Origin of the sequence: Tolypothrix tenuis PCC 7101, assembly GCF_963874875.1 — a bacterium.
Taxonomy (GTDB): domain Bacteria; phylum Cyanobacteriota; class Cyanobacteriia; order Cyanobacteriales; family Nostocaceae; genus Aulosira; species Aulosira tenue.
In genome coordinates this window covers 4,019,776-4,033,255 of record NZ_CAWNJS010000001.1, presented here as the reverse complement: position 1 = coordinate 4,033,255, position 13,480 = coordinate 4,019,776, and the positions used below count along the sequence as shown (strand labels likewise).

At 38.2% G+C, this 13,480-nt stretch carries 12 protein-coding genes and 1 CRISPR repeat array; of the genes, 2 read left to right on the top strand and 10 right to left on the bottom strand.

All coding sequences use genetic code 11. The features are described 5' to 3' along the window. The first annotated feature begins 21 nt into the window (after nt 1–21). Nucleotides 22–660, top strand: coding sequence for a ThiF family adenylyltransferase (locus AACU25_RS16440; RefSeq protein ID WP_096577345.1), 639 nt, complete (start codon nt 22–24; stop codon nt 658–660). Between the two features lie 44 nt (nt 661–704). On the opposite strand, the gene AACU25_RS16435 is transcribed toward AACU25_RS16440, so the two are convergent. After that, nucleotides 705–2,291: a permease gene (locus AACU25_RS16435; protein ID WP_096577343.1), complete on the bottom strand. Its 1,587-nt coding sequence runs from the start codon at nt 2,289–2,291 to the stop codon at nt 705–707. 741 nt (nt 2,292–3,032) lie between these two features. On the opposite strand from AACU25_RS16435, the gene AACU25_RS16430 reads away from it, so the two are divergent. Beyond that, nucleotides 3,033–3,233, top strand: coding sequence for a hypothetical protein (locus AACU25_RS16430; protein ID WP_096577341.1), 201 nt, complete (start codon nt 3,033–3,035; stop codon nt 3,231–3,233). A gap of 291 nt (nt 3,234–3,524) precedes the next feature. Then, a CRISPR array of direct repeats spans nt 3,525–4,211; the repeat unit is 37 nt; unit sequence GTTTCAATCCCTAATAGGGATTATTTGAAATTTCAAC. A 213-nt stretch (nt 4,212–4,424) separates the two neighbouring features. Here AACU25_RS16430 and cas2 read toward each other — a convergent pair. From cas2 to mntA, 9 genes are all read right to left on the bottom strand, one after another. Then, a complete protein-coding gene (gene cas2, locus AACU25_RS16425; protein WP_096577339.1) occupies nt 4,425–4,712 on the bottom strand; it encodes a CRISPR-associated endonuclease Cas2 in 288 nt (95 codons plus the stop codon). 22 nt (nt 4,713–4,734) lie between these two features. Next, nucleotides 4,735–5,739, bottom strand: coding sequence for a type I-D CRISPR-associated endonuclease Cas1d (cas1d, locus tag AACU25_RS16420; RefSeq protein ID WP_096577337.1), 1,005 nt, complete (start codon nt 5,737–5,739; stop codon nt 4,735–4,737). A 114-nt stretch (nt 5,740–5,853) separates the two neighbouring features. Continuing rightward, nucleotides 5,854–6,447 (bottom strand): CRISPR-associated protein Cas4, encoded by a 594-nt coding sequence (gene cas4, locus AACU25_RS16415; RefSeq protein WP_096577335.1) that lies wholly within the window; start codon nt 6,445–6,447, stop codon nt 5,854–5,856. A 107-nt stretch (nt 6,448–6,554) separates the two neighbouring features. Then, entirely contained in the window at nt 6,555–7,373 is an 819-nt protein-coding gene (gene cas6 / locus AACU25_RS16410; RefSeq protein WP_096577333.1) for a CRISPR-associated endoribonuclease Cas6, read from the bottom strand. Between the two features lie 50 nt (nt 7,374–7,423). Further along, a complete protein-coding gene (gene cas5d, locus AACU25_RS16405; protein ID WP_096577331.1) occupies nt 7,424–8,143 on the bottom strand; it encodes a type I-D CRISPR-associated protein Cas5/Csc1 in 720 nt (239 codons plus the stop codon). Nucleotides 8,144–8,148: 5 nt separating this feature from the next. Then, nucleotides 8,149–9,159, bottom strand: a complete 1,011-nt coding sequence (cas7d, locus tag AACU25_RS16400) for a type I-D CRISPR-associated protein Cas7/Csc2 (RefSeq protein ID WP_096577329.1) — start codon at nt 9,157–9,159, stop codon at nt 8,149–8,151. A 64-nt stretch (nt 9,160–9,223) separates the two neighbouring features. Next, on the bottom strand, nt 9,224–12,586 hold the full coding sequence (gene cas10d, locus AACU25_RS16395; protein ID WP_096577327.1) for a type I-D CRISPR-associated protein Cas10d/Csc3: 3,363 nt from the start codon (nt 12,584–12,586) through the stop codon (nt 9,224–9,226). Then, complete coding sequence (hepT, locus tag AACU25_RS16390; protein WP_096577325.1) at nt 12,579–13,022, bottom strand: type VII toxin-antitoxin system HepT family RNase toxin; 444 nt, start codon at nt 13,020–13,022, stop codon at nt 12,579–12,581. The genes cas10d and hepT overlap by 8 nt, the downstream gene beginning before the upstream one ends. Beyond that, a complete protein-coding gene (gene mntA / locus AACU25_RS16385) occupies nt 13,019–13,471 on the bottom strand; it encodes a type VII toxin-antitoxin system MntA family adenylyltransferase antitoxin (RefSeq protein WP_096577323.1) in 453 nt (150 codons plus the stop codon). The genes hepT and mntA overlap by 4 nt, the downstream gene beginning before the upstream one ends. Nucleotides 13,472–13,480 lie beyond the last annotated feature (9 nt).

The following is a 13,480-nucleotide window of genomic DNA, read 5'->3' as shown; positions in this document are numbered from 1 at the left end:
ATTAATTACGAATTACGAATTATGTCTATTTTTTTTCACGAACAGCTTTACCGCAGCAATGCTGTGATGAAAAAGCTGAAGGATTATCCTGTTACTATCTGTGGTGCTGGCGCATTAGGCGCGAACATCACAGAAAACTTGGCTCGGTCTGGTTTTGATAAACTGACTGTGATTGATTGCGATCGCATTGAGGAACGTAATCTTTCTACTCAGCCTTACTACCGTTCCGATGTAGGCGCATTTAAGGCGAAAATTTTGGCGAATAATTTATATCGTGCCGTTGGTACAAAAATTGATGGCAAAACTAAAGAGTTGACACCAGCAAATACCAGTCAACTTCTCAAAGATAGTCAGTTAATTATCGATGTTTTTGATAATAGTATCGCCCGTCAAGCAGTCAAGGATTATGCAGAGAAATTTCATATTCCTTGTCTTCATGTTGGGCTATCAGCCGATTATGCAGAGGTAATTTGGAATGAAGTTTATCGGGTTCCTTCTGATGTGAATGATGATATCTGTGATTATCCCTTGGCGCGCAACTTGGTAATGTTAACCGTTGCGGTGGCTTGTGAAGCCGTGATTTCCTTCATTGCGATCGCACAACAGCAAAATTTTACGATTACCCTCAAGGATATGCAAGTTCAACCGCTATTGTTGTAGATGAGAGGAAGCAAAAGCTATGCTGTGAAATAACGATAAATTACTCAATTTTTCCGTCTTTCTTGCCAATCGACATAGAAAAAGAGAATAGCCAGCAAAAGATAGCCAATCGCCCAAGGCGTACCTGTTCCTGCGCCAAAATTCACAACTGTATCTGCAACAGTCCAACGATAACTGTGCATTAACCCAACCCAAGAAATCATAGCTGCGATGATAGACCAATAGGCAGCATAGCGAAACTTGCGTTCAATAATGTAAACCGTAATGCCCGCTAAAATCATGGCAGAAAAAATAAACCCCTGCTCAAGAGCAAAAGCGCCATCAATATATGTATCGCTCAACTTAAACTGCTCAATCAGCGATGGGGTAAAAGGTTTTTCCACCGTACCCAAACCTGCGGCGCGCAGTGCATTCTTGGCGATGAGTGCGCCCCAACCAGCAATCCCCGGTAACAAACCAACAACTACAGCAGGTGCATGGTGCGATGGGGTAGCTGTAAAGCTTTGAGCAACAATCACAATGCCAATCCATAATACAATCGCCATCCCCGCTTCCACAGGAACAAAGTAAGCCAGCATCGCCACGGTTCCAGTCAAGCAAAGCAAGCCCATGATGATGCCATTGAGAACTGAGTAACCAATCCTTGCACCTAAAGCTTTCCAGCCTGGATGACCAATATAAATAGTAGTAGGAAAACAGGAACCACAAATAGCAGCCGCCAAAGTCCCAATTCCATTCACCGCTAAACAGGGCGCAGCTGGATAGTTATCACCCGCCGCTTCTGCACTTTCTAAATTCTGGATGCTACCAACTAGATTAAATAGCCCCATTGGGAGAATAATACTGAAATATTCCAAAAAGACTGAACGACTATTCCATAATTCTCCTAACCATAAAGAAGGTAGATAGAACTTGATTGGTTGTAGAGTAGCGGCAAATTTGGCATGATCCCAACTGACTAAACCTGTTCCCCAAGCCAGGGCGATTCCTAAAATCACAGCCAACAAGCCGCCGGGTATGCCAAATCGCACTCGTCCAAAATAAGTTACCAGAATTACACCAAGCGGTACCAAGCCAACTACAGGATTAGCAAAGGTACGAAAGAGAAAGCCAATGGCAATAAAAGTGATTGCAATCCCGCCCAAAGTAGAAAGAAGTGCTGCACGGGGAGCCAAACGACGGAGGCGATCGCCAATCCCAGCCCCAGCAAATTCTATTAACCCAGAACCAAAGCAAGCCACCAAACCCGCTTGCCAAGCTAATTCAGCCGCTTGTTCGCCAGATGAGCCACCAGCAATTGCTGCCAATTTTACAGGCAACATCACCAGAAAAATATAAGCAAAAAGACTGACAGTATTAATTCCATAGGGCAAAGCTGTAATATCATCGCGCTGTTCGCGTTTACCTTGCTCTTTGGCTAACCTGGCATAATAGAAGTTGCCCACAATCAAACTGATTGCTACTCCTGGCAAAATCCGCCCATAAACTAACTCAGCCGGAAAGCCCAGCACTGTTTGGCACAAACTAACAATCAATAAAATTTGAATAAAATTATCCAGCGCCAGCCCAAATAAACCATCAATATCTCTGCGAACGAACCAACGGGGAACTCTGGTTGTAGCGACTTCCATTGTTTTTCTTTTGCTTTGTCAATTTCCTGGTAATGGCCTTGCCGCTTTCAGAATACCAGCAATAGTATGACTGGTGATAGGCGATCGCTAATTTTCTTCAGCAATCGATAGTTGATTACTCTTCAGATGTAGGCTGTGTTAGGCGCATATTATCGATATGATTCATCACGCAGCGTCTATTCTCGCGCCTAACGCACCGTTGCATAATTCTGGTGCATGACAGCAAAATATCATTGCCTCTAAACTTCAAATTCTTTCATAGGCTTAACACAACGCAACTCAACCCGCGTAACGCAGTAGCTCCCATACTGAAAATTTAATTTCTATTTTTATAGCTTTAAGTAGTATTTTTAGCTTTTAATTTATTAAAAATAAATTACTTAATTAGAGTATTTAAAATAGGATAACCTGCCTGTATAAACTATAATTTCAGCAAAAAATCTGCCCAAAATACCGATTTCTGCAAAAAGTAAGCAATCTAAATAGTGCTAAATTCAGTAATGTACAAGTATCAGTTATCAGCAACAACAGAGATTAAGTTATAGGAATATTCACAGTAATGATAATGAGAAAATTAAGTGCTTAATTTTTAGCTAAACTATTTTATAGTTTTAAAAACTTAAAGTTTCATCTCATAAAAGGTTAAGTATTTTTGCTTCATTGATTCATCCAAATGTCATTGTATTAGGATTAAATTGAAGACATTAGAGATACAGCTTGCTACAGAGCAAGGAGGTATACATGAAACCTGTAGATTTAACAACAACAGATGGCATTCATGTTGAGATTAATCCTAATGCAATTTCAGAAATAGTAGAGGTAGAAGAAAAAGAGCCAGGATTTTTATTTTTCCCAGGCAAAGATGCAGTATATGAAATTCATATGGTAGATAGGGAAGTCTACCGGGTTACCCAAGACGAACATGATAAATTGAACCATTAATTCGGAATAAAGTGTAAATCTAGCCTTATTAAGTAAAATAGCAACCCGTTCAGGAGTTGCTATTTTACTTATGGTAAAAAACTCAAAAAAGAGTAATACCAATTCAAATAATGTTTGCGACAGATAAATTCCATGTAGGGGCACGGCATCCACAATCTTTTGGTATATTCAAAGATCTTATAGGTGCCGTGCCCCCACCCATCTGTCGCGTTCTTTTTTCAAAATGGTATAAGTTTGTGAACTTTCAACTTTAATCAAGTTAGTAAATGATGCTGCTTGCGGCGGTTTTAAGTTTCAATCCCTAATAGGGGGTTGTTGAAATTTCAACCTTTTGCTATTCCATATCAAGGGGCCACAGTATATAAGGCGTTTCAATCCCTAATAGGGATTATTTGAAATTTCAACACAAGCGATCGCCATGCCCAATACCCAATGACTAATGTTTCAATCCCTAATAGGGATTATTTGAAATTTCAACCCCTAATGTTCTTTTCAACTTGCTCAATAAATTGAGTTTCAATCCCTAATAGGGATTATTTGAAATTTCAACGGAATCAAGTAACAGCTAATAATTATTTCTATGGGTTTCAATCCCTACTAGGGATTATTTGAAATTTCAACGTCTCTTACTGATTTAGGAGCAAGCGAGACTTTGTTTCAATCCCTAATAGGGATTATTTGAAATTTCAACTACATTGAGGAAGTGGAGGAAAATCTAGGAGAATGTTTCAATCCCTAATAGGGATTATTTGAAATTTCAACTTTCCAAAGTACCTCAGACTCAAGCGCGGAAGTCCAAGTTTCAATCCCTAATAGGGATTATTTGAAATTTCAACTTCTGCTAGTACTTCTTTGATTTCTGTTCAGAATGTTTCAATCCCTAATAGGGATTATTTGAAATTTCAACTATAAAGCAATCTTTACAATACTGTATTTATTGGGTTTCAATCCCTAATAGGGATTATTTGAAATTTCAACACCGGAAGCCTAAAAGTCAAGTTATATGCGGTTTTCAAGGTTCTGTTGCGCGGATAGCGCCATAATAACACGGGCAATAGTGAAAACGCAAAACCAAAATTCCTGAAAGTCTATCCCTGTAAGGCGCGCGGGTGATTGAATATCAATTAAACTGTGAGAGCCTTACAGAGAAATAGTTTCACCTAATTTTTGGGATAACTAGTTTTTCCACACCTACCCCTCCGCGCATTCGGCAAAGAAAATAGTATCATCGGGGACTGGTTCGCCGCCAATACGTTCAACCTTACCAAAGCAGCAACTACACAGAGAGTAAAAACGGATATTGTCCGTATCGCTTTTAATCAACTTATGCAAGCGCGATCGCAGTTTGGCGTACTGGGTGTCATTTAACTGACATTCAAAAATACTATACTGCACCCATTGCCCATAAGACTTGAGAATGTTATGAATCTTTGTGCGGCGCTTGTCTTCGGAAATATCGTAGGATATAACAACATTCATCGGTAATTTTCCTCTCTAAAATTTACTTCAAAATTAAAGGTGGATACTTTTCAATTTCGCCCATAAGGTATTTCGCTAATAATCGAGCTTGCAATTCAAAGGCTTCTTGATAAGTAGATTTACGCCCAAATACGGGATGTTTAAATTCCGATAATTTCTTCTGTGCGTATAACTGTAGAAATGTTTTTCGTCCGGTGGAAGTGAGAGAAACTGCACTGCTTAAAGGTTCAGTAACAAAATCAGCAGGTGTCAGCAAGCGTTTATTTAAAGCCGATAACACTACCGTATCGACAACCAAAGGGCGAAATTCTTCCATTAAATCTAGTGCGAGAGATGGTCTACCATAACGTTCGCAATGCAAGTATCCTAAATATGGATCGAAGCCAACAATATTAATTGCACCTTGCACATCATGACGCAGCAACGCATAGCCAAAACTAAGTAAAGAATTCACCGGATCGGTAGGCGGACGGCGGACACGACCATTAAAATCAAATTCTGGAACCAGAATTAGCTCAGAAAAACAGCCAAAGTAAGCCGCACTACCAGCACCTTCTAAGCCTCGCAGCGAATTGATATTATGAGTTGTTTCAATTGGTGCGATCGCCTGCTCAATGCGAGTAATATTCTTGGATAAATCTAAATCTGTAGATTCGCGTTGTCGTCGCAGTAAAACCTGGCGATAATTTTTCAGTTTACCGCGCACAAAACCCTGTACCAAATGAATCGCTTGGGTTGATTCTCCCGCCGCTTGCCATTGCGCCTTGCGAACAAATATATTTTTAGTAACCTCTGGCTCTAAACGCCCTAAATAACCACCTGTATTTGTCAAAAATGTCAGTGGAATATGACGCTCAAGTAATTCAGAAATGACAGCAGGTGAAACAGTAGCACGTCCTAAAACCACAACACCATCGATTTTTAGCAAAGGTACATCTAAAATTGTCTTTTTCTCAAACTTAACATTCAGACGTTCATCTACCTTCCCAATAAAAGCATCTTCTTGGGTAATATAAACTGTGCCCATAATCAAATCTCAAACTCAATTACAAACGATAGAAATATTTGCGTAATCATTGATGTACATCGGTGCGTTGCGCTAGGCGATAACACACCATACATTACAAATTACGAATTGATATTAATTACTTTCTTGATAACGCTTGACTTTATCAGTTGCTTGTGGCACACATGAAGCGTAAAGACTGCAACCATCACAGCGTTTTGTTTTTATGGGTATTGGTATTGCGCCTGTCAATAGCAATTCTTGAACTGCCTCAATTATTGCGATCGCACTTTGACGCAATTGTGGAGTAATTTCTACTAACTGACGTTGATGTGAATGTGCATAATATATATAACCTGTGCTAATACTCTTCCCCGTCATTTCCTCCAAACACAAAGCTTGAGCGCAGACTTGCATTTCATCATTATCCCATTCACCCTTGCGACCACGTTTATATTCAATTGGATAGTATGTGCCATTTTCAGATTCAACTAAATCAGATTTACCTATCAGTTTATACTTATCAGATTTCAACCAAATTGCTCGGATTTGCCAAGTATCTTCACGTTGTCCTTCACCAACTGTATGAACTCGTTCATGTAAACTTGTACCTTCAATTGTGTATTGATTATCGATAAATTCTCCTGCACAAAACATCCGCCAACAGCGATGCGCGCAGTAAACATATTGATTTAACGCCGCAATTGGAATGTAATCAATTTCATTCATAACTTAATTTCATGTATTAAAAACAATCATTTATCTAACAGCCATAAATTACTCACAAAAATTTTCCCTCCTCATCCCCCTCATCTTCCTCATCTTCCTCATCTCCCTCACACCCTACGCACCATACCCATACCCATCGTTGTTTTCCGCCCTAACCCTGCATACAATGCAAAATCAGCTAAAGCGTTTATTTGCTTAATTGCTAAAGGTTCAACATCGCCTAAAATCCGATAACTAATTGCACCAACACAACCAATGAACTTACTTTCATAGTTACTGACGACTTCTGTATTAATGTCAAAAGCACTCGGATAAATTGATTCAATAGGAATACTAGAGATTTCTATTCCACTATATTTATTCCAACGGTTAAGTAAGCTATTAAATACAGATTCTTTTACCGGAAGAAAGGTATCATATCCACCTTGACGGAAGGATACAGGCGTAGCAAAACTAAAGCTAAGATTGCGCTCTTTATTTGATGCTTGTTCATAAAGTTGTGCATAATTACAAGCATTAGCCCAAGGTTGCTTTGATTGCGCTGTACCTTGAATTTGAGTAATATACAAGTTTGCCGAACCTAAATGCCAAGGATGTTCTGGGTTAAGATTTAGCCACAATGGAGTTAATTTGCTAAACAAAGTATCATCCAGTAGAGAAACACGCCACCAACAGTGAGTACCAGCCGCAATAGGTTTTTGATGAATAAATTGCAACGTTTGGTGATGTGGTTTAGGTTGTCGTTGTATTTGCAATGGTGAAAGAGTAAAGGCTTTATCTGCGTTTGATGAGTGCAGATATTCTCCCAAACTGGGATCTACAGAACTGATGAGAGTAAGAAATAGCGCATGGAAATGTCTACCAGTCAAGAATTCTGGGTAGATGGGAGACTGGGGGACAAGATTTAAAACAAGGCTGTAAGGCATGAATAATTTAAAATGATAGATGTAGGGTGGGGATTGCCCACCGCTAGAAATTAAGCTTTAAGTCGATACTGCATTTTTGCAGGTAAGCGCAATTTTTCACTTGTGTTGGGATGCTCCAACTCGTAATATTCACCTTGGCAAATACTTACATTTTGAATCAGACTTACTGGGGGCATATTGATCACATCATAGCTGATAACTTGATGGGTAAACATTACATCCAGAGGATTCAATGGATGACGAAAAGTAAAGTCACCTGTTTTTATATTGATTTTGCCAGCTTCTTCAATTGTCACCTCAGCCTTACTCATCCATTTACCCAAGCGAATCCATTTTGGTAACTTGATTGGCTTTTGAGAAATTACAAAAAACTCAAATTGGCTTTCTGCTGCAATTTCTTTCGCTCTACCAAAACTAGGAATATTTTTCTGCGTCTTCTCCATTTCTACATGGTAGTTATTATTCGCATATTTCCATGTATTAAGAATTGCAGTATGATTAACTGCACGCCCAGGTGTCACATAAATTCCCTGCTGATTTAGCGGCGTTAAATGTTCCGCATATTTGGGAACTTGTTCAGGACAAAAGTAACGATAGGAATGTTCGTCAGCTACAGTGGTAGAGTAAACTTCGCTATCAACTAAGCCTAATGCATAGCAGAGTGCGTAATTATGAATTACCGCTTCTGTTTCGTATAATCTGCCGATTTCACGAGTAGCGTAATAAAGGCTGTCGTGTAATTCTAATTGACAGCAATAAATAATTGGCATAGCGATTACCCTGCTTTAGCAGTCGATTTCTTTTTGCTGATGTGTTTGTTGGCGTATTCTTTAGCTTCTGCATCAGCTTTTTGTAAAATTGATTTTATGCCTGCTTCGCTATTTGTGAGTGCTTTAACTTCACTTAGCAAGGGTACGAAAGTCTCACCAATAAAGTCAGTATGAACGATAAATTCATCATTCATTAATTCCTCAATCGCACTTTTAGCAGCAGTAATGACATCATCTTCATCTAAAGGTTCAGGAGAATTTATACTGTTATTTGACTGCATTTTGTCGTATATTGCTTGAGTCCAGCGCAAATTGCTAGTAATTTCTCCATCAGCAAATATAACACCAATTAACTCATTTCTTACGCGTCCTGTACGGGTTGTTTGCGCTCCATAATGGCGAGTCCGTAGGATGTTATTAAAGACGTAAAGAAAACTAGCTTCAGTTGGGTCTTTTAATGTGACAATACTAGGAAAGAAAGTTTGCGGTCTGATGTGGTCTTGCTGGTTAATTCTGCTAGTAACTTCCCCTGGTTTAGAACCATCTTCACCTTTAGAAGCCATCGTCCCATTTTCATAAGGAGCATTCAAGGTAAAAGTTTCGTGTGATTCATCAAAAGCTGTTATTGAAAATGCTGTATCTACCACAACTTTTGATTTCTCTGAGCCAGAATCACCAATTGCAAATCCATAAATAATGCAATCAGGATTATCCATTGCAAAGTTAACGTTGTATTCGCATTCTTCAGCAGTCATTAAACCATAGTTACGCAACAATTCTCGTCCAACTAAACGTTCTGGTGTTGATTGTTTGCGTTTGAACATTGACAGGCGGCTAATTGTAGTTTTATCTTTGACTCCTGCTCTGACTCTGGCTTTATTTAGTTCGCCATCTGTTTGAAATAATGGGTAGGATTCGGTGATGCGAATAGTTAAAAAGTGGACATATTTGCCCATTGGTTTGTAGGGAATTGCGGTTTGAAATAATTTAGGTTCAACTGTTTTGAGCAATGCCATGATATTTCTCCAATATGATTATTTAATGTGATTGGCAGAGTTTTTAGCTGAGAATAGCTGGTATCTATTGATTATCTGATTCCGGTGACTTTTGATTTTTCTCTATGTTTTCTTTATCGTCTTCTAAGCGATAGATAAATTCACAAGTATCGCGAATTAAGTTGAGTTGACGGCCTGCTAAACGCGCGCGATCGCCTGCAAAAGATTTTTCAAATACTTCAACTACAAAATACTGGGCAAAATCTAAAATCGCTTGTCGTTCTTCCTCCCGTTTACTCATTACCCAACGTCCCTCAGCAGTGGAAGAATGAACGCGATCCATGAGTTTAAAAACTTCGGCGGCTACAGCTGTAACTAATGTTTCACCGCGAAATACACTTAACTCAGCTTTAAGTATAGTTTCAGATGCAATATCAATCGGTTTTAATACAGCATTAGCTTTGGGATTATATCGCTTATTAGCTCTATAAAAACGGCGATAAAGTTCCGTTAACTTCTTAGGATGATTGAGACTTGATTCTTCTCCCACAATTAATTCCTCTTTGGTGTAGTCAAATTTTGCATAAGGGTCAAAACAAGGATAAAAATGATAGGTGTAAAGCCGAATTTTTTCAACTCTGGCTGATTCAACTCCCTGGTTACGTGCCCAACGATTTAGATAATAAAATACATACAATGGACTAGTTTCTAAATCCTTGGCTAATTCGCTAAATCTTCCCCAGTTGGCATCATAACCAGATTTACCTTGTCGCGCATTCACATCTAAATGAATGGCATAAGCAGCAGTCAAGACATTCAGGGGTGCAGGGTATTGAATACCGTTTTCTTGCCAACCTTCCAGAATGTAGTCTAAACGGAACCTATCTCTTTTTACCAAAGCACGAAAAGCATGAGGCGCACTATCAAGAAAAACGCTTTCTTCAAACTCTGCACCATCATTAAAAGGTGGAATTGGCGATTCTGAAACTACAGTTTTGACATCTAAAATCATCGGGAAAGCAAACGCTAACCAAGTAGGCATAACCCAGGATTCCGTATCTGTGCTGTCTCGTCCTGGAGGTAGCGCCATGAAATAAAATGTTAAAGGCTGGTCTTCAGGATAAGTAAGCTTAAATGTCCGGTCTTTTTCATTATCGAGATTTTCATCTATTAAGAAACTATCTACATTTTGATAATTTTCTTTATCTAAATTCGCTTGAAAATCTTTGGAGATAAAATGATTGCGGATGCTAGTATCAAAGCGAGTTTGAGCTACACCACTATAAGCTTTCTGTAAAAACTTATTAGTTTCTGGGGTAAAGTAATAAGTTGGATAAAAGTAGAGATAGCGATATTTACCATCTTCAAAACGTTTACCTACTGCTTGAGTTTGATTCATCAAAATTTGTCGCAACATCATTTCCACACCTGCAATGCTGGAAATATTGCGCTTGGCATTAGAACCACCTAACATTTGTTTATTTGTATAAACTTGCGGTGTAAATAAAACTGCTGATTCCATCTGCTCTGTTACTGTATAAGCAGAATGAGAAATTGAACAAATTAATTGTCTTCCCCTTCCAGGTTTTTTAGCAGCATTATAGTTACTTAACTCATTGAGAAAATTTTCTGTTTGCGTTTCAGATGATGATTGTTGATTTGTATTTGGTAACATCACAACTCTTGATACCCATTGTCGTAAGTCATCCCAACCATCAGGTAATTGATATTGAGAGAGGATAGGAGAAATTAAACCTGTCAAATATTCAATAACTTGCTGGCAAATTTCCCTGACATCTTCCACGCCTGGATGTGCTTCTAAATATTTAGCAGCGAGATAATACCATTCATAAGGTACGCCGCCAGTATTACCTTTTAACTTGTTTTCTTTCAGGCTTTCATTAATACGCTGAATGTGGCGAATCTCAGGGAGATATTCTGTTAAATTCCAAAATTCAGCGACTTTATGAGTTAAATCAAAAGCAGGTATAGCTGGTAATTTTTTATCTTTCTTGCGAATTGCTTCAATCCGGTTAACAGCTTCATCCCAAATTTTACGACTGACTAAATCGCCAAATTCTGCTATTTGATCAATGCGTATATCATCGGTAAATTTAAAATCAAACTCAGCAGGTAAAACGCCTTGTTGTTGAAACTTAACTAAATTCTCACTACGACTTTTAGCAACAGATGGTTTAGTAGAACTTAAAATGCGTAATGTTGCATCTAAAGCTACTTCCATTAAGCCGGGAGAGTCAAAAAATAAGTTATAATATTCGGCATATTTCATGCCTTTACCATCACGACCAAATCCTGTTTGTCTGAGTTTTAATTGTCCTTGACACAGGGATTTAATATTATTAACTACAAGGTCTGGTAAGTCTTTTGTAGATAGAGAAGGAGCATTACGCGCAGTGAGATAAATTACGCCTGTTGGCAGATATAGTAAAGGTTCATAGTATATCTGCTCATTGGTATTAAGGTTTGTATAAGCTTGAATTACGGCATTATTAACAACATTAGTTAAAACACCCCGGTTCTCAGCAATACGATGATAGGTAAATTTCAGTTGTCCATCGCTGAGATTATGAATAATTTCTTGCAATCTCGGATTTTCTGCATCTTGAGGATGTTTAACAATAGAAGCGAGAGAATCAGCTAAACAAGTTAAATCAGCAAGACAGCGAAGAGTACGGTCTTTAAGAACAGGATTTAAGCCAAATTCCGAAAAATTCCAGTTAGTATCCCAACGACGTTGAGCATTGTAAGCTAAACATAATAAATCGTCTAGATATTCTTTGTAATCTTCTGGATTATCGGGATTGATAAACTTATTAAGTCCTAATTGTTTGACTTTTTCATCAATAATTTGACGATGTTCTGCTAAGGCTAATTTGCGGCAATTTTCTGGAACATCGGGGAATTTTTCAAAGTCATGTAAAATGAACCCAGCAATGACTAAGCGTCGTTCTCGTTCTTTGACTACGCGCCGAATAGTTGTATCCAGATTTTCTAAGCGTTTCTCAATTAAATTTGCCGGAAATAAACCGTTGAGTAAGTGTGTATTGAGTGATTGATCTGCGGCGTTATCTCGTCTAACTTTAGTTTTACCTGCTGCTTCTCGCTGTTGGTCTATTTCATCAAAGAATTTACCACCTTTAGCTGTGACACCAATTGCTATTTTTAGCAGATTTGGTAAAACATATTGGGCAAAATCTGCCATGACTATATCATCAGGATTTTGCGCTGTAATCGCTTCTTGCAGTAGCTTGAGTGTGAGTAATTGTTGTTTTGTTTCGATAGTGCGATCGCCATCACTATCAAAACCAAAATCACCTGATAACCAATCTTCATCTGATGATTCAGCATTTGCAGTGTTTTCTATATCTAAAAGTGATAATTGCTGATATTCATCCGAGGCTTTTGCAGCTTTACTTTTTTTAGCCATTCTCTTCACTCAAAGAAATTAAATATGAGTTGACTTGTCTGACATACAGTGGATATTGCTGTAAGGCGAAACTAATTGCCTTAAAAACTTGCTGCGGATCTATATCGTCATATTCATGAACAAGACGATTTCTTAATCCAGATGATGGTGCCAATTGTCTTGCTAGTTCGGGAGTAATGACACCATATTTACCAAGCTCAATAAAAGCTTCAAAGTTAGTATTTGAATTTCCTGGATTTAGCTTTGACAAGATATGATCGTTAATATCTATCGCAGCTTGAGTCATTAATTGCAATAGTCTTTCTGTAATTAATTGATTATCAATGTTATTGAGGTAATCATCCCAAGTAATTGCCTCGAATCTTTTCAGATTGTCAAGATAACGAGCAATAAACTCTAACCGAGTTGTAACAATTACAGTATCTATATTTGTCATACGCCCCATCTTTGTAGAAAATTCTCAATATTTTGTCGTTTATGATTTTCAATTGTTTTAAGCTCTGATTTACTGAGTAATACTTTTTGTTTAAATTTTTCAAATCCTTCAGATTCAGATTCATACAAAACTTTGCCATCGCGAGCAACGAAATGTGCTATCAATTCAGCACAGTGATTAAGTTCTACAATATCAATGTGGTCAGCATTGATTTTTAATACTTCGCCAAGCAGCATAGGTAATTCAAACAAACCTGAAATATTATTTTTTATGTAAGCTTCACGCTGTTCTTCATCACATAAAACTGCAAAATCCCAGTCACTTTTTGCGTTGGCGTTACCAGTAGCTCTAGAACCAAACAGCACTAACATTTTTAAGTAAGAAATTTTTTCAGGAAGTTGTGAGGCTAATTCTTGCAGTTCTGCAATTGTTGGAGTGTGGTCTTGCATTTGATGATC

Bases quoted from the DNA above. Each gene is read 5' to 3' on its own strand.
- AACU25_RS16440 (WP_096577345.1), top strand. From the start codon at position 22: ATGTCTATTTTTTTTCACGAACAGCTTTACCGCAGCAATGCTGTGATG.
- AACU25_RS16435 (WP_096577343.1), bottom strand. From the start codon at position 2,291: ATGGAAGTCGCTACAACCAGAGTTCCCCGTTGGTTCGTTCGCAGAGAT.
- AACU25_RS16430 (WP_096577341.1), top strand. From the start codon at position 3,033: ATGAAACCTGTAGATTTAACAACAACAGATGGCATTCATGTTGAGATT.
- cas2 (WP_096577339.1), bottom strand. From the start codon at position 4,712: ATGAATGTTGTTATATCCTACGATATTTCCGAAGACAAGCGCCGCACA.
- cas1d (WP_096577337.1), bottom strand. From the start codon at position 5,739: ATGGGCACAGTTTATATTACCCAAGAAGATGCTTTTATTGGGAAGGTA.
- cas4 (WP_096577335.1), bottom strand. From the start codon at position 6,447: ATGAATGAAATTGATTACATTCCAATTGCGGCGTTAAATCAATATGTT.
- cas6 (WP_096577333.1), bottom strand. From the start codon at position 7,373: ATGCCTTACAGCCTTGTTTTAAATCTTGTCCCCCAGTCTCCCATCTAC.
- cas5d (WP_096577331.1), bottom strand. From the start codon at position 8,143: ATGCCAATTATTTATTGCTGTCAATTAGAATTACACGACAGCCTTTAT.
- cas7d (WP_096577329.1), bottom strand. From the start codon at position 9,159: ATGGCATTGCTCAAAACAGTTGAACCTAAATTATTTCAAACCGCAATT.
- cas10d (WP_096577327.1), bottom strand. From the start codon at position 12,586: ATGGCTAAAAAAAGTAAAGCTGCAAAAGCCTCGGATGAATATCAGCAA.
- hepT (WP_096577325.1), bottom strand. From the start codon at position 13,022: ATGACAAATATAGATACTGTAATTGTTACAACTCGGTTAGAGTTTATT.
- mntA (WP_096577323.1), bottom strand. From the start codon at position 13,471: ATGCAAGACCACACTCCAACAATTGCAGAACTGCAAGAATTAGCCTCA.